Below are 26,755 nucleotides of genomic sequence, written 5' to 3' on the forward strand. Positions count from 1 at the left end.
CGATCCCTGTGGGAGCCGGGCTTGTCGGGTCGCCGCATCGCCGCGATAGCGGTGGGTCAGGCAACATTTCTGTTACTGATACACCGCTATCGCGGCGATGCGTCGACCCGACAAGCCAGCTCCCACATTGACCGCGTTCTACCGCTCAGGTTACGCGTAGCTCTCGATCGAGGGGCACGCACACACCAGGTTGCGATCGCCAAACACGTTGTCGACCCGGCCCACCGGCGGCCAGTACTTGCCTTCGATCAGCGACGCTACCGGATACACCGCTTGTTCACGGCTGTACGGATGGCTCCATTCACCGACGATTTCAGCTGCCGTGTGCGGAGCGTTTTTCAGCGGGTTGTCGTCCTTGTCCAACGTGCCGTTTTCCACGGCGCGGATCTCTTCGCGGATGGCGATCATGGCGTCGCAGAAGCGGTCCAGTTCTTCCTTGGATTCGCTTTCGGTCGGCTCGATCATCAACGTGCCAGCCACCGGGAACGACATGGTCGGCGCATGGAACCCAAAGTCGATCAGGCGCTTGGCCACGTCATCCACGCTGATGCCACTGCTGTCCTTGAGTGGGCGCAGGTCCAGGATGCATTCGTGGGCCACCAGGCCGTTGCTGCCGGTGTACAGCACCGGGTAGTGCTCTTCCAGGCGACGGGAAATGTAGTTGGCATTGAGGATCGCCAACTGCGAAGCGCGCTTGAGGCCCGCGCCGCCCATCATGCTGATGTACATCCAGGTGATCGGCAGGATGCTCGCGCTGCCGAACGGTGCTGCACACACCGCACCTTCCTTGCGCTGCATGGCCGCGTGGCCGGGCAGGAATGGCGTGAGGTGCGACTTGACGCCAATCGGGCCCACACCCGGGCCGCCACCGCCATGGGGGATGCAGAAGGTCTTGTGCAGGTTCAGGTGCGACACGTCGCCGCCGAACTTGCCCGGGGCACACAGGCCGACCATCGCGTTCATGTTGGCGCCGTCGATATACACCTGGCCGCCGTTGTCATGGATGATCCCGCAGATTTCGCGGATGCCTTCCTCGAACACGCCGTGGGTCGACGGGTAGGTGATCATCAGTGCGGCGAGGTGTTCGCGGTGCTCGATGGCCTTGGCGCGCAGGTCTTCGATGTCCACGTTGCCCCGGGCGTCGCAGGCGGTGACGACCACACGCATGCCGGCCATGTTGGCGGTGGCCGGGTTGGTGCCGTGGGCCGACGAAGGAATCAGGCAGATATCGCGACGTTCATCGCCACGGCTCTGGTGATAGGCACGGATGGCCAAGAGGCCTGCGTACTCGCCTTGGGAGCCGGCGTTCGGCTGCAGGGAGATCGCGTCGTAACCGGTGGCCGCGCAAAGCATGGCTTCCAGTTCGCTGGTCAGTTGCAGGTAGCCGGCGCTTTGCTCGGCCGGGGCGAACGGGTGCAGGGCGCCGAACTCGGCCCAGGTCACCGGGATCATTTCACTGGCGGCGTTGAGCTTCATGGTGCACGAGCCCAGCGGGATCATGGTGCGATCCAGCGCCAGGTCCTTGTCGGCCAGCTTGCGCAGGTAGCGCATCAGCTCGGTTTCCGAGTGATAACGGTTGAACACCGGATGGCTGAGGATCGGCGACTGGCGCAGCAGCGCGGCAGGCAGGGTGCTGTCGACGCTGGCTGCAAGGGCGGCGAAGTCCGGCAGGGCTTTGCCGCCTGCGAACACGCTCCACAGGGTTTCGATATCGGCCTGGGTGGTGGTTTCGTCCACCGACAGGCCCAGGCGTGCCGCGTCCACGACGCGCAGGTTGATGCGCTGGGCACGGGCCTGGTCGTGCAGGGCTGCAGTGTTGGCGCCGGTGGCCAGGGTCAGGGTGTCGAAGAAGGTCTCTTGTTCAACCTTGAGGCCCAGCGCGGTCAAGCCACTGGCCAGGATCGCGGCCAGGTGATGAATGCGCGTGGCGATCTGCACCAGGCCTTTGGGGCCGTGGTACACCGCGTACATGCTGGCGATGTTGGCCAGCAGTACCTGGGCGGTGCAGATGTTACTGGTGGCCTTCTCACGGCGGATATGTTGCTCGCGGGTCTGCATGGCCAGGCGCAGGGCCGGCTTGCCGAAACGGTCTACGGACACGCCAACCAGACGCCCCGGCATATCGCGCTTGAATGCGTCTTTGGTGGAGAAGTAAGCGGCGTGCGGGCCACCAAAGCCCAGCGGCACGCCGAAGCGTTGCGCACTGCCGATGGCCACGTCGGCACCGAACTCACCCGGTGGGGTCAGCAGGGTCAGGGCCAGCAGGTCGGCGGCCACGGCCACCAGGGCGTTGGCGGCGTGGAAGCGTTCGGTCAGTTCGCGGTAGTCGAACACGTCACCGTTGCTGGCCGGGTATTGCAGCAGCGCGCCGAAGAACGGGCTGACGTCGGTCAGTTCACGCTCATCGCCCACCACCACGTCGATGCCCAACGGCTCGGCACGGGTGCGCAGCACGTCGAGGGTCTGTGGGTGGCTGTGCACCGAGGCGAAGAACGCGTTGCTGCCCTTGTTCTTGCTCAGGCGCTTGCAGAAGGTCATGGCTTCGGCGGCAGCGGTGGCTTCGTCGAGCAGGGAGGCGTTGGCGATCGGCAGGCCGGTGAGGTCGCTGATCAGGGTCTGGAAGTTCAGCAGCGCTTCCAGGCGACCCTGGGAAATCTCCGGCTGGTACGGCGTGTAGGCGGTGTACCAGGCCGGGTTTTCCAGGAGGTTGCGCAGGATCGGCGACGGTGTGTGGCAGTTGTAGTAGCCCTGGCCGATGTAAGTCTTGAACAGTTGGTTCTTGGCGGCGATGGCCTTGATCGAGGCCAGGGCATCGGCTTCGCTCAGGCCATCGCTAAGGCCGAGCACGGCGGTGCCCTTGATGCTTTCCGGGATCACGCTGGCGCTCAGGGCTTCGAGGGAATCAAAGCCCAGGGTCGCGAGCATCTGCTGCTCGTCATCCTGGCGCGGGCCGATATGGCGGGCGATAAACTCGTTGGCGGTGCTCAAATTAACGGTCATGGCGCGCTCCTCAAGCTTGGGCGTTGGCTTTGATCAGGCGGTCGTATGCGTCCTGATCCAACAGCTTAGCTACCGCAGTGGCATCAGCCGGTTTAAAGCGGAAGAACCAGCCTTCGCCCATCGGGTCTTCGTTGACCAACTCCGGGCTGTCGCTGAGCTTGTCGTTCACTTCCAGCACTTCGCCGGTCAGGGGCATGTACACGCCGCTGGCAGCCTTGACCGACTCCACGGTGGAGGCTTCGGCACCCTGGTCGTAGGCCTTCAGCTCAGGCAATTGCACGTACACCACATCGCCCAGGGCGTTTTGCGCGAACGCGGTAATACCCACGGTGACGCTGCCGTCGGCTTCGGCGCGCAGCCATTCGTGATCTTCAGTAAAACGCAATTCGCTCATGGAAACTCCTCAGGGCCAGAATCGTCTGGTGGACGGGATTAGAATGGGAAAGTCCTTAGCAAAAACGCGGCCAATATAATTTTATTGTTAGAAATCAGATGGTTGTGATGAATCTAAAAACATTTGATCAACCATCATGTAGCGAAATCGCTACAGATCGACGGCGGAAAAAAAGCCTATCTGGATCAAAGCCTTGCATAGCGAAGGCCGATCAGTGGTGTATTGAAAACGTTCCGGTGTAGCGTTTTCGCTACGATAAGTTCCCCCGTGGCTAACGCCAGGAGACTTATGCAGCGCACAGTGCAGTAGAGAGCGGCGTATTTTTTGCCCTTCCCGACGATCAGGACGCGCAGCATGAGCAATTCAATTGAGGCCAATCAGGGCATTTCACAACTACAGGCTTCCCGCGACTTTCTCGCGCACCTGTTCGCCCAGCGCCCGACATTGGCGCAAGTGGCCGAGTCGATGATCCAGGAATGGATCAACGACCAATTCAGTGACAGCGGTTTGCAGGCCGGCAGCACCTGGATCGGTTCAAGGCAGCCGTCCCAGGCCAGTGGCGTCAGCTATGCCCAGCTCAGCACCTTGAGCGACGCCCTGATCCGGCGCTGCATGAGCCGCGACGTGCCAAGTTATGTGCCAGGTCAGCATTGCGTGCTGGTCAGCTCGGTAACCCAGGGCCTTGTCCCGTTCATTGGCGCTGTTTCGGTCAATGATGTCGCGATCATGCTCAACACCCTGGCGCCCGAATTGCCCGATGGTTTTAACGCGAGGCTGTTGGCCTATTGGAACGCCCATGTTCCAGGCGACACAGCTTTGAGTCGTTGGGGGGCGGTCGCCAAGCAGCTGCGCGAGTGCCTGCTCAGCGCCCGGCAGAACCCGCCGCTGACGAAGGAGCAAGGCCAAAAGCTCCTGGGCCTGGGCGACGGGCCGCAAGAACTCTGGGGGTACCAGGCGGATCGACAGGCGCTGGGCGGGGTCCATGTGCTGCGGATTTATCAAGTGTATGCGGGGCAGGATGGGCTGCCGGGCGAATGGCTGCCGCTATTGGTCTTGCAGCGCGAGGTGGCGCAGCACCAGGTCAACCTGGTCTATGTGCCGGCGATGAGCGTGCTCAAGCTCAGTACGTTGGATGAGTTGGGCAACCTGCTGCCACGCTACATGAGCCACTACAGCCCCGGCCTGCTTGTCAGATGGGGGCTCCGGGAGCCCCAGGGCGATGTCTTCGATGCGCAGGCCCAGGCCTTGCTGGAGCGCCAGCTCAGGGCGCTGAAGCGGGTCGACTGGTCGGCATTGCCCGATGTCGACAGCTACAAGCGCCTGCTGCACAAGCTCACTGCGCCCGAGGTCTGGTTCGAGGCCGATTATGTCCAGCCGCCCCACGAAGAGCAGTTGCCAGTGTGGTTGCAGGCGGCCAGCAGCGCTGATCGGCACACTTACGGCCAATGGCTGGAGCGCCTGGCGCACCTGCACAAGCGTACAGGTGGCGCGTCGTTCCTCGATGGCCTGGACCCGATTGACGTGTTTGCGCGCAAAGCGCTGCAACGCCAGATGCGCCTGGATTACCCGCAACATGCGGCAATCAACCCGGATGATTACCTGGTGACGTTTGAACGCACCCAGGGTGCAACGGTGGGCTGGACGCAACGCAGCACCAGGACCTTGACCTCCTGGGCCCTGGAAAACCCCTTCGCCACCCCCTACGCCAGTGTGCAGATCAGCCACCAGGCCGGGCCAGGCGTTGTGCCCGCCAGGTGGATGCAGCCGGCGTACCTGAAAAAACTCATCGAAACGGTCGATGTGGGCCTGCACTACCCGGCGCTGCTCAAGCAGGCGTTGCTGGTGGACCCGCTAGAGTCGGCACGGCGCCGGCGCCTGTTTGTCGAGCAGATGGCGCTCCAGTTGCCCCTGCGGGCCCTTGAAAACAGCCTGCGTCGGCGCAACGGGTTTACCCCGGCAGGCGCAGCGGTGGTACTCGCACTGCTGCAGGACGATCCCCTGCAGCGCACAGTCGGCAACCAAGTCATCGTCGCCCGGCCCCTGGCGTTCCTGACCCATGCCGGTGGCGCCGTGCACAAGGCCCGCAACCTGTTTGTGCTCGGTGCGCGGGATAACGGTGAATTGCCCCATATCCTGTATCGGCCCGATCAGGCCGAGGCGGCCCTGCAACAGTTTGCCAGCCGCCAGGCGCTGCTCGACGAGATCGCGCGACCCGGCAGTGATTTGCAGGCGCTAGTGCTTGAGCGTCTGCCTGACAAGAGCCGGGCGTTGTTCGGCAACGGTGGATTTCTCAGCCCTCATGTGCAGCGTTTTCTACAGGGGGACGAGTACGCCGTGCCGGCCCCCTCCAGCCCGGCGTTGCTCAGTGACGAGTGCGTGCCGGGGGTGTTCCTGGAGGCGGTTTTCGATGACAACGCCAAGAGCCTGTGGCAGGCCGCCGAACAGCGCGCAACCTCGGTCGAGGCGCTGCGCTGGACGCTGTTCAAGAACAACCTATGGCAGATATTCAATGCCCTGCTGCCAATGCTCAGAGGGTCGGTGGCGGTGGCGGGGTGGTTGGCCCAGGTGTATGGCAGTTTTCGTGCGGTGTTGGCGTTGCCGGCCGGGGCCAGCCAGGAAGAATCGGCCACTACCCTGGCCGAATTGCTCGGCAGCCTCGCAGGTTTGCTACTGAGCCCGGTCGTCAGCCTTGATCAACGCTTACGGCTGAGCGAGTTCCGGCCGGCGCCCATCCAGACCTCCACGGCCCATGTTCAGCAAACACTGTCGGCCTCTGCCTGGCAGCGTTCGCGGGCGGATGTGACGGGTATGGATTTGTCCTGGGCAAACTCGCGGCTGCGTCTCGACGCGGCGCAGCAGGCACAACTGGCAACCTTTCGCTGGTCGCCCGGGCGCCGCGAGCAGTGGCCGGCGACCCCTGCGATCAACTCGCCGGACAGTCCCGTACGGGGCCGAGTTGCGGTGCTGCGCGCCGACGCAACCGTCAGCCATGAAGATTACATGCTGCTGGACAGCAAGCTGTATGGGGTCAGGCAGGTTGAGGGGCGCTGGCGCATCATCGACCTACGAGCCCCCCAGCGCGTCGGCCCCTGGCTGCGCAAGGATGCACACGGGGTGTGGAACGTCGACCTGGGCCTGCAATTGCTCGGCGGCCATCCAAAGCTTTCGGCGGCCGCCCGACGCGCCAATATCCAGCGCCAGAACCAGATGTTTGAGCACCATTATCAGGAGACCACGGCGCGCCTGCTTGAGGCTGAAAGTGCCGTGGCAGCCAGCGAAGAGCACTTTAAAGAGGCACACGAGGGCAGCCCGGAAAAACTCTTTGATCAGTCCCTGCAGGACCTGCGCAACCATTACCTGGGCGACCTGGAGAAACTCAGCCGGGCGCAGTTCGACAAGCTGGACGCGTTACTTGCAAAAAACGCCAACAAACCCGTGGAGCGCTTCGAACCGGAGAGGATCCTGCAACTGGAAGACCTGGTCGAAAACCTGCGGGTGCGCATGGCAGTGCTGGTCACCAACCGCGCCACCGAGGTGCTGCCTGCCGAGCGCCGTAGCCAGTTGCATGAGCAACTGGACCATGAAGATGTGGCCGTGGTTCAGGCAGCCCACCACTCGCTCGTTCAGGCTACGCAGACGATCATTGGCTACAACGAAAAGCTGATCGATTTGAGCATCCTGGAACGCAACAACTATGCCCGGCTGACCGAGGTGCCAGGGTATGAATCACGCGCTGATGCGTTGCAGCCCTCGACGCTGGGCACGCCGCTGGACTGGAAGTCCGTACAACTGAAGGCATTGGGTGGGGTGATCCTGCGCCGGCCGCCGCTGCCGGAGGAGTATGACGATTTCATCCGCATCGGGACCCTGATCGACGAGACGATCCAATCGGTGCAGTCGCAAAAAACCTTGCAAGACGCCAGCTCACTGAGTGTGCAGCAGCGCATCGACGGGTATGAGGCGATTCTGTTCGAGTACGACACCACCCAGGCCTCCCTGCGCGACTTTGGTGATATGGCTTCTGACCTGCTGTATGAGGGCAGCGTCGAACGCTTGCACAAAATGCTCAACGCCATGGAACACGAAGCCCGCGGCTCCCTGGCGACGTTGCTGCGCGAGCGCGAACAGGCCCCCGCGTCCAGGCCCAGGCCTGCGGTGGGCAGCGGCAAGCGCCTGATCCGTGACCGCAAGAGCCGGTACCTGGTGGGCCAGGTGCGTGCGCGTACGCCGGAGTTGAACGAGGACATTGTCGATGTTATCAACCCGGTTGACCAAAGCGTGGTGGCGAGCTTTCGCCAGACCCCTGGCCTGGATGAGTTTGAGTCGATCACCGAGGCCAGCGCCCCGCCTGCGCGCGCGGTGCGCTCCCTGGAGCGGCTCAAGGACGATGGGCGCAAGCTGCTGGACAGGCAGGCGACCGTGCTGGAGCAGGCCCGCAACGAGGCGCGTATTTCCAGCCTGCCCGCCAGCGTCGAGGCCCGGCTGTTGCGGCATGCCGGCAAAATCAGCACGGTGGCCGACAAGATCCGCAAAGCCCTGGAGCAAGAGAAAACCGCTGCTGCCGCACAGCCTCTGCTCAAGGAGCTGGGGCAGGCCGCCAGCCGCCTGGTGGAGCATGGCCGGTTGATCCGGATCGAAATGGTCAAGCGCCTGGCGCCGGATGAAGAGGGGATTGCCTACCTCAAGAGTCAGAATGAGGTGCAGATCCTACCGATAGAGGGGCGCATTGCGCTCAAGCGCGAGCATGACTTTTTGCAGGAGTATGTGGTCAAGGACAAGGCGGGCAGGGTGTTGGCTTACGCCCATTTTCACTACCGCACTCCCGGGGCGGCCAATGCGGATTTCACTGCCGGCCATCTCAAGCGCCCGGAACAACGCTTTATGAGTTTTAGAGGCCTGGCCGACAAGACCGACAGCGACGTGATCGCCATCTACTATTCACGCCTGAGCGCGGCCATGGCTCAGCAGCTGTTTTTCAGCGCGACCGGGGCGGTGATCCAGCGAGGGCGCCGGGTTTTTTGGTGATCATGGCTTGCCGGGGATGCCGTACTTGCGCAATCGATGGGCGATAGCGGTGTGAGACGTCTGTAGGCGGTTGGCCAACTGGCGTGTCGAGGGATAGGTGGTATAGAGCTTTTCCAGGAGGCTGCGCTCAAAGTCCTCCACTGCCTGCTCCAGGCTGTCCACTTCGCCGTCGCTCTGGCGGGCGACCGAGGTGCCGGCGATATCCAGGTCGCCAATGTCCACCAGGTTGCTTTCGCAAATGGCGGCGGCGCGGAAGATCACGTTCTGCAACTGGCGCACGTTACCCGGCCAGCGGTTGCCCAGCAGCGCCGGGTAAGTGCCCGGCGCCAGGCGGCAGACCGGGCGCTGGATCTGCGCGCAGGCCTGCTGCATGAAGTAGCGGGCCAGCAGCAGGATGTCCTGGCCGCGTTCGCGCAGGGGCGGCACTTCCACATTCAGCACATTGAGGCGGTAGAACAGGTCTTCGCGGAAGGTGCCTTCGCTGACCATTTTCTCCAGGTCGCGGTGGGTGGCGCTGAGGATGCGCACATTGACCTTGACCTCGCGGTCGCCGCCGACCCGGCGAAAGCTGCCGTCATTGAGAAAACGCAGGAGCTTGGCCTGCAAGTACGGCGACATCTCGCCAATCTCGTCGAGAAATACCGTGCCCTGGTTGGCCAGCTCCATCAGCCCCGGCTTGCCGCCGCGCTGGGCCCCGGTAAAGGCGCCGGGGGCGTAGCCGAACAGCTCGCTCTCGGCGAGGTTTTCCGGGAGTGCCGCGCAGTTCAGCGCCAGGAACGGTGAGCTGTGGCGTGCACTGATGGCATGGCAGGCGCGGGCCACCAACTCTTTGCCGGTGCCGGTCTCGCCCTGGATCAACAGCGGGGCGTCGAGGGCCGCCACTCGTTGCGCACGGGTCTTGAGGGTGCGGATCGCCGGCGACTCGCCCAAAAGTGCGTCGAAACCTTCGGCATGGTCATGGTGCAGCGCCGAAAGTCGCTCGCCGATACGGTTGGGTTGGTACAACGTCAGCAGCGCGCCGGCATCGGTGATCGGTGTGGCGTCCAGCAATAAGGTCTGGCCGTTGACGCTGATCTCGCGCAGGGGCAGGCGAAAGCCATGTTCGAGCAAGGCTTCCAGCAGCGCCGGATCCTCAAACAGCTCGGCGATGCTTTCGCCAGCCGGCTCGCGACCATAGAGGGCGATCAGCGCCGGGTTGGCCAGCAGCACCTTGCCCGCACTGTCCAGGGCCAGGACCGGGTCGGTCATGGCCGCCAGCAGGGCGTCGAGTTGCAGGTGACGGCGCTGGCCGGGGAGGATATCCACCACCGTCACCGCCTGTACGCCCTGCACGCTGAACAGCGCATCGCGCAACTCTTCCAGCACCTCCACGCTCAGGGTCGGCGCGTCGATGTAGACGTTGGGCGGGATCATCTCCACCGCATCCAGGTTGAGATTGCGCCCACCGAGCAAGGCCAGGACTTCCTGGGTGATGCCGACGCGGTCGATGAAGCTGACGTGGATACGCATGGGGTGGAGGTTGATTCTGCAATGCGGAGGGTGGCCAGTATGCCTGAGCGGGGGTGGAGATCAAAAATGTGGGAGCTGGCTTGCCTGCGATAGCATCATCGAGGGGGGACTGACACACCGAGGTGCCTGCATCGCAGGCAAGCCAGCTCCCACACAAGCCAGCTCCCACATTTGAGCTGTTTTGGTTATTCCAGGTGTTCAGGCTTGATCGGGTCGCCCGGTTTTACATCCAGTTGGTGGCGCACATCCTCGAACATCAGGTCGTACTGTTTATGCATGCCACCGTTGAGCACCGCGGTTTTCGGCATGCCGTATTTCTGCGCGATGTTCATGGCATGGCGGGCAAAGTCGTAGGCCTGGTCCTTGGGCAGGAAGAATTCTTCCTTGAGGTCCTTGCCCTGCACGGAGCCGTGCATTTTGAAGAGCATTCCCTTGCCTTCCTTCGGGTCCTGGCTGACTTCATAGTCGATGCACAGGTCGTAGCTGTGATCCTGGGCATTCAACGCGTGGCGTTCGATATGCAAGTGACCGGGTTCAAAGATGGCCATAGGCGTCTCTCCTTAACAAGGCATTGGAGAAGGGCGGCTGCAACAACCGCCCTGGTGTAGTTATAGGTAGGTGATGCCAGGTTTTGCCGTGCTGATACGGGTGCCGGCGGTGCCCTGGACGATGGCTTCGATGTCCGAGAGTGAACCGATCACTGCGGTTTTGCCAGTGTTGCGCGCGAACTCGCAGGCGGCCTGGACCTTGGGCCCCATGGAGCCGGCGGCGAAGCCAAGTTTTTCCATGTCGTCGGGGTGCGCCTGGCCGATGGCCTTTTGCGTCGGCTTGCCGAAGTCGATAAACGCCGCGTTGACGTCGGTGGCGATCACCAGCAGGTCGGCTTCCAGTTGCTGGGCCAGCAGCGAGGAGCACAGGTCTTTATCGATCACAGCTTCGATACCCTTGAGCTTGCCGTTCTCGTCATACATGGTCGGGATGCCGCCGCCACCTGCGCAGATCACGATGCTGCTTTTTTCCAGCAGCCACTTGATCGGGCGGATTTCAAAGATGCGTTTGGGCCGTGGGCTGGCCACCACCCGGCGATATTTATCGCCATCGGGGGCAATCGTCCAGCCTTTTTCGGCGGCCAGTTTTTCCGCTTCGGCCTTGGAGTAGACCGGGCCGATCGGCTTGGTCGGGTTCTGGAAAGCCGGGTCGTTGGCGTCCACTTCAACCTGGGTCAGCAGGGTGGCGAAAGGCACTTCGAAGTCCAGCAGGTTGCCCAGTTCCTGTTCGATGATGTAGCCGATCATGCCTTCGGTTTCGGCACCCAGCACGTCCAGCGGGTAGGGCGAAACCTGGGTGTAGGCGGCGGCTTGCAGCGACAGCAGGCCGACTTGTGGCCCATTGCCGTGGGCGATCACCAGCTCATTGCCCGGATGGATCTTGGCAATCTGCTCGGTGGCGATCCGGATATTGGCGCGTTGGTTGTCCGCTGTCATGGGTTCACCACGGCGGAGCAGGGCGTTACCGCCCAGTGCAACGACGATACGCATAATGCAATCCTTCTAAAATTCGGCCTTGTGAACACAGGAGCAAGTGTGGGAGCGGGCTTTATGTGGGAGCTGGCTTGCCTGCGATGGCCTCACCTCGCTATGTCTGGCAGACCGAGGTGACTGCATCGCGGGCAAGCCCGGCTCCCACATAAAACCCGCTCCCACATTGCCCGTGCTACATCAGTGGGAGCGGTGTTGGGTTACAGGTCCGCCAGCGTCGAAACCAGGATCGCCTTGATGGTGTGCATGCGGTTTTCCGCTTGCTCGAAGGCGATGCAGGCCGGGGACTCGAACACGTCGTCGGTCACTTCGATGCCGTTGGCCAGGTGCGGATACTGTTCGGCAATCTGTTTGCCGACCTTGGTATCGCTGTTATGGAACGCCGGCAGGCAGTGCATGAACTTGGTGCGTGGGTTGCCGGTGGCTTTCATCAATTGGGCATTGACCTGGTACGGCAGCAGTTGCTCGATACGCTCGGCCCAGGCTTCCACAGGCTCGCCCATGGAGACCCAGACGTCGGTGTGGATAAAGTCCACGCCCTTGACCGCGGCTTTCGGGTCTTCGGTGAGGGTGATGCGTGCACCGCTTTCTTCTGCGTATTTTTTGCAGCGACCCACCAAGTCATCGTGGGGCCACAGGGCCTTTGGTGCGCAGATGCGTACGTCCATGCCCAGCTTGGCGCCGACCAGCAGCAGCGAGTTGCCCATGTTGTTGCGGGCGTCGCCCAGGTAGGCGTAGCTGATGTCGTGGATCGGCTTGTCAGCGTGTTCACGCATGGTCAACACGTCGGCGATCATCTGGGTTGGGTGGTACTCATCGGTCAGGCCGTTGAACACCGGGACCCCGGCGAACTTCGCCAGTTCTTCGACGATTTCCTGCTTGAAGCCACGGTATTCAATGGCGTCGTACATGCGCCCGAGTACGCGGGCGGTGTCTTTCATGCTTTCTTTGTGGCCGATCTGCGACGAGTTCGGGTCGATGTAGGTAACGTTGGCGCCCTGGTCATAGGCCGCGACTTCGAAGGCACATCGGGTGCGGGTCGAGGTTTTCTCGAAGATCAGCGCGATGTTGTTGCCCTTGAGGTGCTGCTGCTCGGTGCCGGTGTACTTGGCGCGCTTGAGGTCGCGGGACAGGTCCAGCAGGTACCGCAGTTCGCGCGGGGTGTGGTGTTCCAGGCTCAGCAGGTTACGGTTGTGGATGTTGAACGCCATGATGATTCTCCTTGGATTCGGTAATCGGCCCGTGCGGCATCGGGTGGATGCCGCCGGGGAGATGGTCGTTTAGTAGTCGATAGGGTCGCGAATGATCGGGCAGGTCATGCAGTGGCCGCCGCCCCGGCCCCGGCCCAGTTCGCCGGCGCTGATGGTGATGACTTCCACACCGGCCTTGCGCAGCAGAGTGTTGGTGTAGGTGTTGCGGTCGTAACCGATCACCACGCCAGGTTCCACGGCCACCACGTTGTTGCCGTCGTCCCACTGTTCGCGTTCGGCGGCGAAACTGTTGCCGCCGGTTTCCACCACACGCAGGGCCTTGAGGCCAAGGGCTGCGGCCACGGTGTCGAGGAAGTTGGTTTTCTCGCGGTGGATATCGATGCCGTGGGGCTTGCTCTCGTCAGGGCGCAGGGTGAAGGCGACGATCTGGTTCACTACTTCGGGGAAGATGGTTACCAGGTCGCGGTCGCAGAAGCTGAACACGGTGTCCAGGTGCATCGCGGCGCGGGACTTGGGCAGGCCGGCAACGATGACTTTTTCCACGGCCTTGTTCTTGAACAGGTTGCGCGCCAGTTGGCCGATGGCCTGGTGGGAGGAGCGCTCGCCCATGCCGATCAACACCACGCCGTTGCCAATTGGCATTACGTCGCCGCCTTCCAGGGTGGCTGCACCGTGCTCCTGGTCAGGGTCGCCGTACCAGATCTGGAAGTCGGCGTTGGTGAACTCTGGGTGGAACTTGTAGATGGCGGTGGTCAGCAGGGTTTCCTGGCGTCGCGCCGGCCAGTACATCGGGTTGAGCGTCACGCCACCGTAGATCCAGCAGGTGGTGTCGCGGGTGAACTGGGTGTTGGGCAGCGGTGGCAGGATAAAGCTTGAGTGGCCGAGGAAGTCGCGGAACATCTCGATGGTCTTGCCACCGAAGCTGCTTGGCAGGTCATCGGCGGATACACCACCGATCAGGAACTCGGCGATCTTGCGCGGCTCCAGGCTTTTGAGCCACGAGCCGACTTCATCGACCAGGCCCAGGCCAACCGTGTTGGCGGTGATCTTGCGCTCCAGGATCCAGTCCAGCGCTTCGGGGATGGCGACAATCTCGGTCAACAGGTTGTGCATTTCCAGCACATCGATATCGCGCTCGCGCATCTTGGTAACGAAGTCGAAATGGTCGCGCTTGGCCTGGGCCACCCAGAGCACGTCATCGAAGAGCAGTTCGTCGCAATTGTTGGGGGTCAGCCGCTGATGGGCCAGACCTGGGGAACACACCATGACTTTGCGCAGTTTGCCGGCTTCGGAATGTACGCCGTACTTAACTTTTTCCGTGGTCATTACAGATCCTCCAGTGAACAAAAAGATTCAGGTGTTACAGGGTCAGGAAGCCGTCGTAGAGCCCATAGGCCGCCACCAGGGCGCCAATGACCACTGCGGCGAAAATCAGCTTCTCGACGTTGGTGAAAATCGGTTTGCCCAGTTCACGCTTGGCCTTGGCGAACAGGATCGCGCCGGGGGCGTAGAGCAGGGCGGAGAGCAGCAGGTATTTGGTGCCACCGGCATACAGCAGCCAGACCGCGTAGATCAGGGCAATGGAGCCGATGAACAGGTCTTTCTTGCGCTCGGCCAGGGCCGCCTCGTAGGTCTCGCCGCGTACCGCCAGCAACAGCGCGTAGGCTGCCGACCACAGGTAGGGCACCAGGATCATCGAGGTGGCGAGGTAGATCAGCGACAGGTAGGTACTGGCGGAAAACAGCGTGATCACCAGGAAGATCTGGACCATGGCGTTGGTCAGCCACAGGGCGTTGACCGGCACATGGTTGGCGTTTTCCTTACGCAGGAACTCCGGCATGGTGTGGTCTTTGGCGGCGGCGAACATGATCTCTGCACACAGCAGCACCCACGACAGCAGCGCGCCCAGCAACGAGATGATCAAGCCGACGCTGATCAACACCGCGCCCCAATGGCCGACCACATGCTCCAGCACGGCCGCCATCGACGGGTTCTGCAGCTTGGCCAGTTCCGGTTGGGTCATGATCCCCAGGGACAGCACGTTCACCAGCATCAGGAACAGCAGCACGGTGATAAAGCCGATGACGGTAGCCTTGCCCACGTCCGAACGTTTTTCGGCACGGGACGAGAAGATGCTCGCGCCTTCGATACCGATAAATACCCAGACGGTGACCAGCATCATGTTGCGCACCTGGTTCATCACACTGCCCAGGTCGGGGTTTTTCACGCCCCAGATATCAGCGGTGAAGATGTCCAGCTTGAACGCGAACAGGGCGATCAACACAAACAGCACCAGCGGCACGACCTTGGCGACCGTGGTCACCAGGTTGATGAATGCGGCTTCCTTGATCCCGCGCAGTACCAAAAAATGCACAGCCCACAACAACACCGACGCGCCAATCACCGCTGCCGGGGTGTTGCCTTCGCCGAAGATGGGGAAGAAGTAACCGAGGGTGCTGAACAACAGCACGAAGTAGCCGACGTTGCCCAGCCAGGCACTGATCCAGTAGCCCCAGGCGGAGGAGAAACCCATGTAGTCGCCAAAACCGGCCTTGGCGTAGGCGTACACGCCGCCGTCCAGGTCAGGTTTACGGTTGGCCAGGGTCTGGAATACAAAGGCCAGGGTCAACATACCTACGGCAGTGATAACCCAACCAATCAATACCGCACCGACATCGGCGCTGGCGGCCATGTTTTGCGGCAACGAGAAGATCCCGCCGCCAATCATTGAGCCCACAACTAGAGCAACAAGGGCGCCTAATCGAAGTTTTCCGGGGGATTCAGACATTGCGTGACTCCAATGCAGGAGAAGAGAGACCACAGAATAAAACTGTGCGCTATTCAAACAGCTGACTCAGATCACTTCATTGGCACATTCCATTGTGAATTAAAGACTTATGAATAAATGCAGCGGGCGTATAATTGCTCGGATAAGCGCGCCCCAGAGCTTTTATCCGTTCGGGTTAATGCTATATGCCTAAGGCGTGGATGTTTGAAGCTAGCCCGTTTTCGCAGATGTGCAAACTTTTTCAAGAGGCTTTGTCAGATACCCCTCATGGATAAAAGACAAGTGGTATTTAAATTCTAAATTTGCCTAAACTCGACTAACTGAAATGTCATTAAGTTATGAGGCGAGCAGTTTTATTCGCTATAGCTAATAAACGTTGCATGTTTTCGATAAATTAGCCGAGTGCACAGTTGTTAGCTCGATGACGGTTTCATCTGCAGGAGTTTCTATGTCGCAACCGGCACAAAAGCTGCGCCTCAGCGCCCTGGTGGCGTTGGTAGTGGGCTCAATGATTGGCGGCGGGATCTTCTCGTTACCGCAGAACATGGCCGCGCGGGCCGAGGTGGGAGCGATCCTGATCGGTTGGGGCATCACCGCCATTGGCATGCTGACCCTGGCCTTTGTGTTCCAGACCCTGGCCAACCGCAAGCCCAACCTGGATTCGGGTGTGTATGCCTACGCCAAGGCCGGTTTTGGCGACTACATGGGGTTCTCGTCGGCCTGGGGCTATTGGATCAGTGCCTGGATGGGCAACGTCGGTTACTTCGTGCTGCTGTTCAGCACCCTGGGCTATTTTTTCCCGGTGTTTGGCCAGGGTAATACGCCGGTGGCGATCGGCTGTGCGTCGCTGCTGCTGTGGGCCGTGCATTTTCTGGTGATGCGCGGGATCAAGGAGGCCGCGTTTATCAACCAGGTCACCACCGTGGCCAAGATCGTGCCGCTGCTGATGTTTATCGTGATCGCCGCCGTGGCGTTCAAGGCGGATATTTTCACCCGGGATATCTGGGGCCTGGGCAACCCGCAATTTGGTGGGGTGATGGACCAGGTGCGCAACATGATGCTAGTCACCGTGTTTGTGTTTATCGGCATCGAAGGCGCCAGCGTGTACTCGGCGCGCGCGGAAAAACGCTCGGACGTGGGCCGCGCCACGGTGATCGGGTTTGTCGGGGTCTTGGCCCTGCTGGTGCTGGTCAACGTGCTGTCTTTGGGGATCATGAGCCAACCGGAGTTGGCCAACCTGCAGAACCCGTCCTTGGCGGGCGTGCTGGAACATATCGTCGGGCCCTGGGGCGCGATGTTGATCAGTATCGGCCTGGCGGTGTCGCTGCTCGGCGCGTTGCTGTCATGGGCCTTGCTGTGCGCCGAGATTCTCTACGCCACTGCCCATGACAAGACCATGCCGGCCTTCCTGAAAAAGGAAAACGCCAACCGGGTGCCGGTCAATGCGTTGTGGCTGACCAATGTGATGATCCAGCTGTTCCTGGTGATCACGCTGTTTTCGGCCAGTACCTACACCACGCTGATCTACCTGGCGTCGTCGATGATCCTCGTGCCGTATTTATGGTCGGCGGCCTATGCCGTGCTGCTGTGCGGGCGCGGGGAAACCTACGAGGGCGCCCATGGCCAGCGGCTCAAGGACCTGCTGGTGGGGGTGATTGCGCTGGGGTATGCGGTGTGGCTGCTGTATGCCGGCGGCTTGAAATACCTACTGCTGTCGGCGCTGTTGTATGCCCCAGGGGTGATCCTGTTCGCCCAGGCCAAGCGCGAGCAGGGCCAGCCGTTGTTTACGTTGCTGGAAAAAGGAATTTTCAGTTGCGTGATCGCCGGGGCGAGCCTGGCGGCGTATGGGTTGTACAGCGGGGTGCTGACCTTGTGAAATTGTTGTGCCTGGTGGGCCTCATCGCGGGCAAGCCCGCTCCCACAGTTGATCGTGTGCAGTTCAAACAACTCGGTCAAATGTGGGAGCGGGCTTGCCCGCGATGACCCAAGGTCACCACTGTGCCCGATGCGCGCCCAATTCCCCAGCCGGCAAATCCCATTGCAGCGGAGTCCCGGAAATACTGACCGGCGCCAGCAAACGATGGGCCGGGCCCCAGGCCGTCTGCTCTACCAGCAGCCCCTGATCACCCGGTTCTTCTTCACGCAACGCTGGCTGTTTGTCTTGTCCCGCCTCGATCAACAGCTTCGCCGTACGCGCCAGCGACAGCCGTGCCGAACCCCCATGCCCACTGCTCAAGCGCTCGGCCAAGGCCTGTATCGCACTGGCCGCCATCAGGTAGCCGGTGGCATGGTCCAGTGCCTGCACCGGCAGCGGCACCGGTTTATCTGCCTGTTTGTACAGCATGCCGGCGTGGGCGATGCCGCTGCTCATCTGCACCAGGCTGTCGAAGCCCCGGCGATTGCGCCACGGGCCGCTCCAGCCGTAGGCGTTGAGGCTGACGTCGATCAGGCCGGGGGCAATCTGCTGCAAGGCGCTCGCGTTGTAACCCAGTTGCTCCAGCGCATCTGCCCGATAACCGTGGAACAGAATGTCGGCATCCTTGAGTAAGCTTTCGAACAATTGCCGGTCGCCGGGGTGTTTAAGGTCAAGGCGCGCGCAGCGCTTGCCCAGGGTCATTTCCGGCACGACCCCGGGTTCGTTCCAGTCGGGGGCGTCGATGCGCAAGACATTGGCGCCAAGGCCGGCGAGAAAACGGCTGGCCACGGGGCCGGCCAACACGCGGGTCAGGTCCAGTACCTTGACCCCCGCCAGCGGGCGCGCCACGTTGCCGAGCCAGCGGGTTTTGCCGGCCGTGTCGAAGCGTTTTCGCACCAGCAACGGTTCCTGATTGACCGCCAACCCCTGGGGATGGGCTTGCCACTCCTGCCAGGTGCGCATCTGTGCGGCGCAGCCGGCCTCGTCGACAATCGCCTGCTCAAGCTCGGCAGCGCTCCATGGGGCGACCTTGAGCGTCATCGCCGCCCGGTCCGCGACCTGTCCCAACACACGCTCGGCAGCCGCGCGGTGGTGAGGGGCGTTGGTGTGCAGGCGAATCCAGCCGTCGGCGCAGGCGTAGTCGCCGGCAATCGGGTCCCACAACGGCGGCACGCTCCAGCCCTGTGGGCGCAGGGAACTGGAGAACCAGAATGAGGCCAGGCGCCGGTCCACGCTGACCAGGGGCAGGCGCCCGGTCTGTTGTTCCAGCAACCGGGCTAGGGCCTGGGCGGCGGCACCCATGCTGGCGCAAGCCAACTCGGTGACGGCGAAAGCTGAGGGCAAGGCGCCGGCCTCGGCGGTCGCCAGCGGTGTGGGCGGCAGATCGAGTGCACGCTGGATCGAGGTGAGCAGATCAGTCATCAAAGGCCCTCCATAAGAGAAGGGCCATCATAGAAGATCTTCAGGGGTGGGCTGCAATCCCCGGTTGCAAGGGCAAGTCCAGGGTGGCGATAAAACCGCCGTCGGGATGATTGGCCAGGGTCAGGCTGCCGCCATGACGCTCGGCGGCCCGGCGGGCGATGGCCAGACCCAGGCCATGCCCCTGGGCGGCTTGCCCGGGGGCGCGGTAAAACGGCTCGCCCAGCTTTTGCAGGTGCTCGGCATCCACGCCCGGGCCATGGTCGCGCACACTGATCACAATGCGTTCGCCTTCACGCTGGGCGCGCATTTCAATTGGCTGGCTGGGCGGGGTGAAGCGCAGGGCATTGCGCAACAGGTTGTCCAGGGCCCGCTCGATCATATGTGGCCAGCCCTTGAGTGTCAGCGCCGGGTCGGCGTGAAGCTGTACTTCCTGGTCCGGGGCGCCGAGTTGGGCGTCCTTTTGCAGGGTCCTGAGCAGGGTATTGAGGTCGATGTCTTCGGCGCTGGCGTTGTCGGCATCCACCCGCGCCAGGACCAGGATTTCGCTGATCAACGCTTCCAGGCGATCACATTCCAGGGTCAGGCGTGGCCAGAGTTTTTCCCGCGCCTCGGGGGTGGCCCGTTCGGCCAGGGCCAGGGCGATCCGCAGGCGGGCCAGTGGCGAGCGCAGTTCGTGGGACACATCGCGCAGCAATTGCCGCTGGCTGCCGATCAGGCTTTGCAGGCGTGCGCCCATGCGGTTGAAGTCGGTGGCCAGCACGCCAAATTCATCGCGCCGGTCGGCCAGGCGCGCCAGGCTGTTTTGCTGGTATGTGGCCTGGCCCAGATCATGTACCGCTCCGCGCAGGCGGCTGAGGGGGCGGGTGATCGACAGGGTCACCAGCAGGCTGAACAGGGTCAGCACCACCAATGCAATCGCCAGGGCACTCAAGGGCCAGAGCAGGCTGCTGCGGTGCCAGGCATCCAGCTCCGGCAGGGCGATGCGGTAGATCAGCAGGTAGGTGTCGCCGGTTTTTTCGCTGGTGTACTCGGCTGTCAGGCGGCGCCAGGGCAGCCGGCCCTCGTGGCTCTCATGCTGTCGCGCTTCGAAGGCGGCGGCACGGCGCGGGAAGGTGCCACGCACCACCGGGTCGCCGCTCTCGTTGAGCACTTGTACATCGACGTGGTACTGGCGCTTGCGCTGTTGCAACAAGTCCTGGGCGGCGTCCTCGCCTTGGGTTTCGTAACGCTGGGTCCATTCTTCGGCCAGGTTATTGAGGCCGGGATGGCGGCTGAGAATCCAGGCGTCCTGGTTGAGCATATGCCCAAGCAGGATCGACAGCCCGGCAACCAGGGCGATGGCCAGCCAGAAACTGGCAAGGATGCGCCAGAAGAGTGAACGCACAGGAAACCCTCAAACAGGAAAAGCCCAGCGGCACGGGCCACTGGGCTGGGAGGTTGCTAACGCATTATTGCGCTTTTTGCGGTTGTTGCGCTTTCCAGGCCTGGAATTGCTGCCACTCGGCTTGGCGTTCGGCGCGTTTCTTCGCCATTTCGTCGAACTTCTTCTGCTGGTCAGGCTTGAGCAGGGCGCGGATATCCGCCTGGGTTTTCTGCTTGGCGGCGGCCATTTCGTCGTTCATGGCTTTCTGCTCAGCAGCCGGGAGTTTGTCCAGGTACTTCTTGACCAGTTGCTGGCGGCCTTCGCGTTGTTCGCCCATCAGTTTGCCGATCTGCTGGCGCTGTTCGCGGGTCAGGTCGAGCTGGCTGAAAGGGCCGCCTTTGCCGCGCATGCCGTGTTCACCGCCGTGGCCCGGGCCACCCATCATGTGGCCTGCAGGGCCGCCCATCGGGCCTTGGCCTTCTGGCATGGCCATGGCGACGGTAGGCAGGGCTGCGGCGAACATCAGAGCGATAAGGGTCTTGCGCATGGTGTTTCTCCTTGTCTCGGTTCCGGTGATTCCGGATGTGAGTAGATTACGAAGATCAAGGTCAGCGGCGGTCAGGGGAGGGTAAAGCTTGGGTAAAGACAGATTGGGCGGGCACTTACAAAACAGGTAGGAGCCGGCTTGCCGGCGATGGCGTCCGTTGGATCAGCGTATGACTCAAGGGCCTCATCGCCGGCAAGCCGGTTCCTACAGGGGATTTCAGGGGGTGTAGTAGTAGCCACGGCTGCGCAGTGCGACGATCCGCGGGCGGCCGTCGGCATGCGGGCCGATTTTCTTGCGCAGGTTGCTCACGTGCATGTCCAGGCTGCGGTCATACAGGGTCAGCTTGCGGCCCAGGGCGATCTGCGCCAGTTCCTGCTTGTCCAGGGGCTCGCCCGGCTGGCGCAGCAAGGCTTCCAGCAGGCGGCTTTCGGACAGGGTGAGGGTCAGTTCCTGACTGTCGATGATCACCACGCCACGCACCGGGCTGAAGCACAGGTCGCCCAGTTCCAGTTGGGTCGACACCGCCGTCGGGTGGCTGCGGCGCAATACGGCCCGCAGGCGGGCGGTCAGTTCGCGGGGGTCGCAGGGTTTGGCCAGGTAGTCATCGGCGCCCAGTTCCAGGCCGAGGATCCGGTCCAGGGGCTCGCCCCGGGCCGAAAGCATCAGTACCGGCAATTCAGGGTGGTCGGCGCGCAATTGCTTGAGCAACTCCAGGCCGCTGCCATCGGGCAGCATCACGTCCAGCACCACGGCCGCCGGCGCGGCGTCGGCCAGGGCTTTGCGCGCACTCACGCCGTCATGGCAAGCACGCACCTGGAAACCTTCCTGGCTCAACCAACTGGTCAGCAGCTCACAGAGCTCCTGGTCATCATCTATCAGTAACAGCTCGCTCATGACTCACTCAATTTAGCCATTGTCGACGGCGCCGATGCCCGCCACTGGCGAAGATACCGCACAGCAGGGCAACCAGCGCAACTCCTGCGCCAATCACGAACCATTGCTGCTGGTCGGTGAGCCAACGTGGCAGGGCGCCACCTTGCGCGTCCTTGAGTTGCTGGGCCAGGCGCTGATTGTCCTGGCGCAGCCGGCTCAGTTGCGCACTTTCGCGGGCGGCATCGGCAGTTTGCAATTGTTTGCTCAGTTCTTCGCGCAGGCGTTCGCTTTCTTTCAAGCGTTGCTGCAACTCGGTGATCTGGCTGCCGGCACTCAAGGACAGGGGCGTGGAACTGCCGGTGTTCGAGGTTTCTTCAGCCTGGGCCGTAGCCCCGATCGTTAACACTGCCAACAGACACAACTGACGTAAGCGCATCGGAACTCCTGATTCCACACGAATATTCAGAACGTTGTCGGCAGGTTACCGAGAATAATGAGCGATTAGACGTTTGCCGAACCCAATAGGTTCGGCGTCACCTGAATCAAGGCAGGACTTGCTTGAAGGGTTTGATCACGACATCGGCATAGGCGCCGGCTGCAACATACGGGTCGGCCTTGGCCCAGGCCTGGGCATCGGCCAGGGAGGCGAACTCGGCGATGATCAGGCTGCCGGTGAAGCCGGCATCTCCCGGATCATTGCTGTCGACGGCCGGGTGTGGGCCGGCGAGCACCAAGCGCCCTTCGGCCTGTAGCGCCTTGAGGCGTTCCACGTGGGCCGGGCGCACGGACAGGCGTTTTTCCAGGGAGTTGGCGACGTCGGTGGCAATGATGGCGTAGAGCATGTCAGTCCTCGGTTTTTGGCGTGGTAGGGGCGGTGTCATGCAGGTGGCGCGACAGGTAGATACCCTGGCCGATCAGGAACAGGACGGTCATGCCCAGGCTGCCGAACACCTTGAAGTCGACCCAATAGTTCTGGAAGGTAAAGGCCACGAACAGGTTGGCGGCGCCGCAGAACAGGAAAAACACGATCCAGGCCACGTTCAAGCGTGTCCAGACCGGCTCCGGCAGGGTCAGCGCATGGCCCATGATTCGCTTGATCAGCAGGCGATCACCGATGAAGTGGCTGCCGATAAAGACCAGGGCAAACAGCCAGTTGACCACCGGGGCTTTCCATTTAAGGAAGGTTTCGCTGTGGAAGGCCAGGGTCAGGCCGCCAAATACCAGGCAGGCGATGAGGGTCAGCCATTGGCTTTTTTCGAGTTTGCGCTGGGAGATGAAGATGGCGCCGTAGACCACCACAGAGCTGATGATCAGGACGGCAGTGGCGCTGTAGATCCCCCCGAACGACAGCTCATGACCGGCGATATCGATGACCCTGGGGTCGAGTTTGGTAACGATGAAGAACAGCAACAGCGGGATGAAGTCGATGAATTGTTTCACAGTAAGAGCCAGAAGCTGGATGTGGCGGCATAATAACAAACATCCTTGGTAGCGTAAGCGCCAGCTGACTTGAGGTTACAGACTCCCGTGAATGTTGATTTGCACTGCCACAGCACGGCCTCCGACGGCGCCCTGGCGCCCGCGGTACTGGTTGCGCGTGCGTTTGAAAAAGGCGTGCGAGTCCTGTCGTTGACCGACCACGACACCCTTGAAGGCCTGGACGAGGCGCGTATTGCCGCCACGGCGCTGGGCATGCAACTGGTCAATGGCGTCGAGCTGTCCTGCACCTGGGGCGGCGCAACCATTCATGTGTTGGGCTACGGTTTTGATGTCACGGCCCCGCCGCTGGTGGAGGCCATCGCCCGGTTGCACGATGGCCGCTGGCTGCGGTCCGAAGAAATAAGCCGCAAACTGGCGCTCAAGGGGATGCCCAATGCCCTTGAGGGCGCCCGTGCCATCCAGCAGGCGCTGGGTGACAGCGGCAACGCGCCGGCCCGCCCGCATTTTGCCGACTGGATGGTGCGCGAGGGTTACGTCAAGGATCGCGCCGAAGCGTTCCGCAAATGGCTGGGCGCCGGCAAGCTGGGGGACGTCAAGCTGCATTGGCCGACCCTCGAAGACACTGTGGCGACCCTGCGCGCCTCCGGGGCCTGGGTCAGCCTGGCGCACCCCTGGCATTACGATTTTACCCGCAGCAAGCGTCGCAAGCTGATAGGCGACTATATTCAAGCGGGTGGCCACGCCATCGAAGTGGTCAATGGGCATCAACCCGCCGAACAGGTTGGCAGCCTGGCGATTCTTGCCCGTGAATTTGGTCTGCTGGTCAGTGCCGGCAGTGATTTCCATGGCCCAGGCGGCTGGTCGGAGATCGGCGAATACCGCCCGGTCCCGGAAGACTTGCCGCTCCTGTGGGGGCGATTCAAGCATGACCCCATTACCGCCACTGTCTGAACAGGTAGAGAACGTGAGTCAATTTTTCCAGATTCATCCGGAAAATCCGCAAGCGCGGCTGATCAAACAGGCCGTGGAGATCATTCGCGCCGGTGGCGTGGTGATCTACCCCACGGACTCCTCCTACGCCATTGGTTGCCAGATCGGCGACAAGAATGCGGTGGAGCGCGTAAGACGCCTGCGCGACCTGGATAAAAACCACAACTTCGCGCTGATCTGCAGCGACCTGTCGCAGCTGGGCCTGTTCGCCAAGGTCGATACCGGCACCTTCCGCCTGCTCAAGGCCCATACGCCAGGGCCCTATACCTTTATTCTCAATGCCACCCGCGAGGTGCCGCGCCTGCTGCTGCACCCGAAGAAGCGCACCATCGGCCTGCGGGTGCCGGAGCATCCCATCGCCCTGGCGCTGCTGGCCGAGCTGGGTGAGCCGCTGATGAGCGTGTCGCTGATCATGCCCGGCGAGACTGAACCGTTGGAAGACCCCTACGAAATGCGACAACTCCTGGAAAAACAGGTGGACCTGATCATCGACGGCGGCTTCGGCGGTGGCAAGGCGTCCACCGTGATCAACCTGGCCGACGGCGAGCCAGAGGTGATCCGGGTAGGCTGTGGCGATCCTGCACCGTTCATGGTCGAGGCCTGAATGTCGGCCGTGGAAACCGTCGACAGCCAGGCCGGTGCCCAGCAGGAACTGCCATTTGCCATGGTCTACGGCCAGGCCGTCATGGAAATGCCCCTGGACCTGTACATCCCGCCGGATGCCCTGGAGGTCTTCCTTGAGGCCTTCGAAGGCCCGCTGGACTTGCTGCTGTACCTGATCCGCAAACAGAACATCAATATCCTCGACATCCCGGTGGCGGAAATCACCCGCCAGTACATGGGTTATGTCGAGTTGATGCAATCGGTGCGCCTGGAGTTGGCCGCCGAGTACCTGGTGATGGCCGCGATGCTGGCGGAGATCAAGTCGCGCATGCTGCTGCCGCGTTCCGAGACGATCGAAGCGGAAGAGGATGACCCCCGCGCCGAACTGATCCGCCGTCTGCAGGAGTACGAGCGCTTCAAGGCTGCCGCCGAAGGCATCGACGGCTTGAGCCGCGTGGGCCGTGATGTGGTGGTGCCCAAGCTCGATGCGCCGGAGGCCCGCGCGCGTAAATTGTTGCCAGATGTGAGCCTGGAAGAACTGCTGATGTCCATGGCCGAGGTGCTGCGCCGTGGCGATATGTTTGAAAGCCACCAGGTCAGCCGCGAAGCCTTGTCCACCCGCGAGCGCATGAGCGATGTGCTGGAGCGCCTGAAGGGCGGCGGGTTTGTGCCGTTTGTCGAGCTGTTTACCGCCGAAGAAGGGCGCCTGGGCGTGGTCGTGACCTTTATGGCGGTCCTCGAACTGGTCAAGGAGTCCTTGGTCGAGCTGGTGCAAAATGAGCCTTTTGCGGCTATCCACGTGCGGGCGCGAGCCGAATAACGAGCTGAATTGATGAATCTGACTGAACCCCGCGAACTGGCACCGCTGTTGGAAGCCTTCCTCCTGGCCTCGGGCAAGCCCCAATCGCTGGAGCGCCTGTTTGAACTGTTTGAAGAAGCCGAGCGCCCGGAACCGCCGGTGTTCAAGAAGGCCCTGGAAATCCTGCGTAAATCCTGTGACGGCCGCGCTTTTGAGCTGCGGGAAGTGGCCTCGGGCTATCGCTTGCAGATCCGTGAGAAATTTTCGCCGTGGGTCGGGCGCCTGTGGGAAGAGCGCCCGCAACGTTATTCCCGGGCGATGCTGGAGACCATGGCGCTGATTGCCTATCGCCAGCCCATCACCCGTGGCGAGATCGAGGATGTGCGCGGTGTGGCGGTCAACAGCCATATCGTCAAGACGCTGCTGGAGCGCGAGTGGATCCGCATCGTCGGCTACCGCGACGTACCCGGCAAACCGGCGATGTTTGCTACCACCAAGGTGTTTCTCGACCACTTCAACCTGAAAAACCTCGACGACCTGCCGCCACTGGCCGAGCTGCGCGAGATCGAGGCCGAACCGGTGCTCGACTTCGACGATGCCCCGGTGCCGCCCGGTTTGCAGGAACTGGCCGATGCCAGCGCCGAACCGGAGGAGCCGAAGGACGAGACCAGTTTCCATACCTTGCTGCTGGAGCTGGACGATATGGAGCAGGGGATCAAGACCGACTTTGATGACTTGCTGCGTGATGGGGCGGGCGAAACGCCGATGAACGTTGAAACGGCGCCTGCGGTCGAACCTGAGCCTGAGGAAGACATCCTGGGTGTGGCGGCCGCCCGCGAAAAACTGCTGGCTGCCGTTGCCGCCCTGGAACAACCCGAATTGAGCGAAGAAGAAGCCGAAGCCCGGGCACTGGCCGAAGCCATCGAAAACGAACGCCGCGAATTCGAAGACTGACCCGGTCTGCCCCCCCCCCACATTGATGTGTTGTGTAGCCAAACTCGTGCTGCAAACGAGATCCCCTGTAGGAGCGGGCTTGCCCGCGATGGCGGTGTGTCAGCCAGTCTATCCGGTGCTGACCCAGCGCCATCGCAGGCAAGCCAGCTCCTACAGAAAAGCCCTGTGCCGTGAGGTAGTGATGAGCTCCACCAAAGACCCCTGCATCAGCCTCTGCAAATTCAGCGACGACATCTGCGTCGGCTGCGGGCGCAGCAAGCGTGAGATCCGGGCCTGGAAGAAGCTCGACAAGGTCGACAAGCGCGCGGTGCTGGCCGAAGCCGAGCTACGGCTGATCGCCCTGGGCGCCACCGGTCGGCGGAAAAGCAAATGAGCCGGCCCATA

22 protein-coding genes are annotated in these 26,755 nt (G+C 62.1%); 7 read left to right on the forward strand and 15 right to left on the reverse strand.

Going from position 1 to position 26,755, the window contains the following annotated elements:
- Nucleotides 1-150: 150 nt before the first annotated feature.
- Both gcvP and gcvH read right to left on the reverse strand, forming a co-directional pair.
- Nucleotides 151-3,000, reverse strand: a complete 2,850-nt coding sequence (gcvP, locus tag HBO19_RS02870; RefSeq protein ID WP_170056860.1) for an aminomethyl-transferring glycine dehydrogenase — start codon at nucleotides 2,998-3,000, stop codon at nucleotides 151-153.
- 10 nt (nucleotides 3,001-3,010) lie between these two features.
- Nucleotides 3,011-3,394, reverse strand: a complete 384-nt coding sequence (gene gcvH / locus HBO19_RS02875; RefSeq protein WP_169954682.1) for a glycine cleavage system protein GcvH — start codon at nucleotides 3,392-3,394, stop codon at nucleotides 3,011-3,013.
- A gap of 354 nt (nucleotides 3,395-3,748) precedes the next feature.
- Between gcvH and HBO19_RS02880 the strand changes: the two genes are divergently transcribed.
- Nucleotides 3,749-8,419, forward strand: coding sequence for a hypothetical protein (locus HBO19_RS02880; RefSeq protein ID WP_170056861.1), 4,671 nt, complete (start codon nucleotides 3,749-3,751; stop codon nucleotides 8,417-8,419).
- Here HBO19_RS02880 and HBO19_RS02885 read toward each other — a convergent pair whose 3' ends face one another.
- From HBO19_RS02885 to arcD (HBO19_RS02910), 6 genes are all read right to left on the reverse strand, one after another.
- On the reverse strand, nucleotides 8,420-9,928 hold the full coding sequence (locus tag HBO19_RS02885; protein ID WP_169954684.1) for a sigma-54-dependent transcriptional regulator: 1,509 nt from the start codon (nucleotides 9,926-9,928) through the stop codon (nucleotides 8,420-8,422).
- A 185-nt stretch (nucleotides 9,929-10,113) separates the two neighbouring features.
- Nucleotides 10,114-10,476, reverse strand: coding sequence for a DUF5064 family protein (locus HBO19_RS02890; RefSeq protein ID WP_169954685.1), 363 nt, complete (start codon nucleotides 10,474-10,476; stop codon nucleotides 10,114-10,116).
- Between the two features lie 60 nt (nucleotides 10,477-10,536).
- Nucleotides 10,537-11,466, reverse strand: a complete 930-nt coding sequence (gene arcC / locus HBO19_RS02895) for a carbamate kinase (RefSeq protein ID WP_170056862.1) — start codon at nucleotides 11,464-11,466, stop codon at nucleotides 10,537-10,539.
- Between the two features lie 200 nt (nucleotides 11,467-11,666).
- On the reverse strand, nucleotides 11,667-12,677 hold the full coding sequence (locus HBO19_RS02900) for an ornithine carbamoyltransferase (protein ID WP_038442811.1): 1,011 nt from the start codon (nucleotides 12,675-12,677) through the stop codon (nucleotides 11,667-11,669).
- A gap of 69 nt (nucleotides 12,678-12,746) precedes the next feature.
- A complete protein-coding gene (gene arcA / locus HBO19_RS02905; protein ID WP_169954687.1) occupies nucleotides 12,747-14,003 on the reverse strand; it encodes an arginine deiminase in 1,257 nt (418 codons plus the stop codon).
- Between the two features lie 34 nt (nucleotides 14,004-14,037).
- On the reverse strand, nucleotides 14,038-15,465 hold the full coding sequence (arcD, locus tag HBO19_RS02910) for an arginine-ornithine antiporter (protein WP_169954688.1): 1,428 nt from the start codon (nucleotides 15,463-15,465) through the stop codon (nucleotides 14,038-14,040).
- A gap of 448 nt (nucleotides 15,466-15,913) precedes the next feature.
- Between arcD (HBO19_RS02910) and arcD (HBO19_RS02915) the strand changes: the two genes are divergently transcribed.
- Nucleotides 15,914-17,341, forward strand: coding sequence for an arginine-ornithine antiporter (gene arcD / locus HBO19_RS02915; RefSeq protein ID WP_170056863.1), 1,428 nt, complete (start codon nucleotides 15,914-15,916; stop codon nucleotides 17,339-17,341).
- A gap of 114 nt (nucleotides 17,342-17,455) precedes the next feature.
- On the opposite strand, the gene HBO19_RS02920 is transcribed toward arcD (HBO19_RS02915), so the two are convergent.
- From HBO19_RS02920 to HBO19_RS02950, 7 genes are all read right to left on the reverse strand, one after another.
- Nucleotides 17,456-18,802, reverse strand: a complete 1,347-nt coding sequence (locus HBO19_RS02920; RefSeq protein WP_170056864.1) for a CoA transferase — start codon at nucleotides 18,800-18,802, stop codon at nucleotides 17,456-17,458.
- 40 nt (nucleotides 18,803-18,842) lie between these two features.
- Entirely contained in the window at nucleotides 18,843-20,186 is a 1,344-nt protein-coding gene (locus HBO19_RS02925; protein WP_170056865.1) for a HAMP domain-containing sensor histidine kinase, read from the reverse strand.
- 64 nt (nucleotides 20,187-20,250) lie between these two features.
- Nucleotides 20,251-20,712 (reverse strand): LTXXQ domain protein, encoded by a 462-nt coding sequence (locus HBO19_RS02930; protein WP_169954692.1) that lies wholly within the window; start codon nucleotides 20,710-20,712, stop codon nucleotides 20,251-20,253.
- 216 nt (nucleotides 20,713-20,928) lie between these two features.
- The gene (locus tag HBO19_RS02935) at nucleotides 20,929-21,606 is read right to left on the reverse strand and encodes a response regulator transcription factor (RefSeq protein WP_169954693.1); all 678 of its coding nucleotides are present in this window, start codon (nucleotides 21,604-21,606) and stop codon (nucleotides 20,929-20,931) included.
- 7 nt (nucleotides 21,607-21,613) lie between these two features.
- A complete protein-coding gene (locus tag HBO19_RS02940; protein ID WP_169954694.1) occupies nucleotides 21,614-22,021 on the reverse strand; it encodes a translation initiation factor 2 in 408 nt (135 codons plus the stop codon).
- Between the two features lie 106 nt (nucleotides 22,022-22,127).
- A complete protein-coding gene (locus HBO19_RS02945) occupies nucleotides 22,128-22,427 on the reverse strand; it encodes a YciI family protein (protein ID WP_169954695.1) in 300 nt (99 codons plus the stop codon).
- A gap of 1 nt (nucleotide 22,428) precedes the next feature.
- On the reverse strand, nucleotides 22,429-23,025 hold the full coding sequence (locus tag HBO19_RS02950; protein ID WP_170056866.1) for a septation protein A: 597 nt from the start codon (nucleotides 23,023-23,025) through the stop codon (nucleotides 22,429-22,431).
- Nucleotides 23,026-23,112: 87 nt separating this feature from the next.
- Here HBO19_RS02950 and HBO19_RS02955 point away from each other — a divergent pair, with 87 nt between their 5' ends.
- From HBO19_RS02955 to HBO19_RS02975, 5 genes are all read left to right on the forward strand, one after another.
- Complete coding sequence (locus HBO19_RS02955; protein ID WP_169954697.1) at nucleotides 23,113-23,976, forward strand: PHP domain-containing protein; 864 nt, start codon at nucleotides 23,113-23,115, stop codon at nucleotides 23,974-23,976.
- A gap of 13 nt (nucleotides 23,977-23,989) precedes the next feature.
- Nucleotides 23,990-24,619: an L-threonylcarbamoyladenylate synthase gene (locus HBO19_RS02960; RefSeq protein ID WP_169954698.1), complete on the forward strand. Its 630-nt coding sequence runs from the start codon at nucleotides 23,990-23,992 to the stop codon at nucleotides 24,617-24,619.
- A 120-nt stretch (nucleotides 24,620-24,739) separates the two neighbouring features.
- Nucleotides 24,740-25,438, forward strand: coding sequence for a ScpA family protein (locus HBO19_RS02965; RefSeq protein ID WP_170041961.1), 699 nt, complete (start codon nucleotides 24,740-24,742; stop codon nucleotides 25,436-25,438).
- A gap of 12 nt (nucleotides 25,439-25,450) precedes the next feature.
- Nucleotides 25,451-26,371: an SMC-Scp complex subunit ScpB gene (gene scpB / locus HBO19_RS02970; RefSeq protein ID WP_169954699.1), complete on the forward strand. Its 921-nt coding sequence runs from the start codon at nucleotides 25,451-25,453 to the stop codon at nucleotides 26,369-26,371.
- A 181-nt stretch (nucleotides 26,372-26,552) separates the two neighbouring features.
- Nucleotides 26,553-26,744, forward strand: a complete 192-nt coding sequence (locus HBO19_RS02975; protein WP_057439987.1) for a DUF1289 domain-containing protein — start codon at nucleotides 26,553-26,555, stop codon at nucleotides 26,742-26,744.
- Nucleotides 26,745-26,755: the final 11 nt, after the last annotated feature.

Origin of the sequence: Pseudomonas sp. WS 5021 (assembly GCF_012985535.1) — a bacterium.
Taxonomy (GTDB): domain Bacteria; phylum Pseudomonadota; class Gammaproteobacteria; order Pseudomonadales; family Pseudomonadaceae; genus Aquipseudomonas.

Excerpts from the sequence above, each read along its gene's own strand:
- gcvP (WP_170056860.1), bottom strand. The coding sequence starts at position 3,000 with ATGACCGTTAATTTGAGCACCGCCAACGAGTTTATCGCCCGCCATATC.
- gcvH (WP_169954682.1), bottom strand. The coding sequence starts at position 3,394 with ATGAGCGAATTGCGTTTTACTGAAGATCACGAATGGCTGCGCGCCGAA.
- HBO19_RS02880 (WP_170056861.1), top strand. The coding sequence starts at position 3,749 with ATGAGCAATTCAATTGAGGCCAATCAGGGCATTTCACAACTACAGGCT.
- HBO19_RS02885 (WP_169954684.1), bottom strand. The coding sequence starts at position 9,928 with ATGCGTATCCACGTCAGCTTCATCGACCGCGTCGGCATCACCCAGGAA.
- HBO19_RS02890 (WP_169954685.1), bottom strand. The coding sequence starts at position 10,476 with ATGGCCATCTTTGAACCCGGTCACTTGCATATCGAACGCCACGCGTTG.
- arcC (WP_170056862.1), bottom strand. The coding sequence starts at position 11,466 with ATGCGTATCGTCGTTGCACTGGGCGGTAACGCCCTGCTCCGCCGTGGT.
- HBO19_RS02900 (WP_038442811.1), bottom strand. The coding sequence starts at position 12,677 with ATGGCGTTCAACATCCACAACCGTAACCTGCTGAGCCTGGAACACCAC.
- arcA (WP_169954687.1), bottom strand. The coding sequence starts at position 14,003 with ATGACCACGGAAAAAGTTAAGTACGGCGTACATTCCGAAGCCGGCAAA.
- arcD (WP_169954688.1), bottom strand. The coding sequence starts at position 15,465 with ATGTCTGAATCCCCCGGAAAACTTCGATTAGGCGCCCTTGTTGCTCTA.
- arcD (WP_170056863.1), top strand. The coding sequence starts at position 15,914 with ATGTCGCAACCGGCACAAAAGCTGCGCCTCAGCGCCCTGGTGGCGTTG.
- HBO19_RS02920 (WP_170056864.1), bottom strand. The coding sequence starts at position 18,802 with ATGACTGATCTGCTCACCTCGATCCAGCGTGCACTCGATCTGCCGCCC.
- HBO19_RS02930 (WP_169954692.1), bottom strand. The coding sequence starts at position 20,712 with ATGCGCAAGACCCTTATCGCTCTGATGTTCGCCGCAGCCCTGCCTACC.
- HBO19_RS02935 (WP_169954693.1), bottom strand. The coding sequence starts at position 21,606 with ATGAGCGAGCTGTTACTGATAGATGATGACCAGGAGCTCTGTGAGCTG.
- HBO19_RS02940 (WP_169954694.1), bottom strand. The coding sequence starts at position 22,021 with ATGCGCTTACGTCAGTTGTGTCTGTTGGCAGTGTTAACGATCGGGGCT.
- HBO19_RS02945 (WP_169954695.1), bottom strand. The coding sequence starts at position 22,427 with ATGCTCTACGCCATCATTGCCACCGACGTCGCCAACTCCCTGGAAAAA.
- scpB (WP_169954699.1), top strand. The coding sequence starts at position 25,451 with ATGAATCTGACTGAACCCCGCGAACTGGCACCGCTGTTGGAAGCCTTC.
- HBO19_RS02975 (WP_057439987.1), top strand. The coding sequence starts at position 26,553 with ATGAGCTCCACCAAAGACCCCTGCATCAGCCTCTGCAAATTCAGCGAC.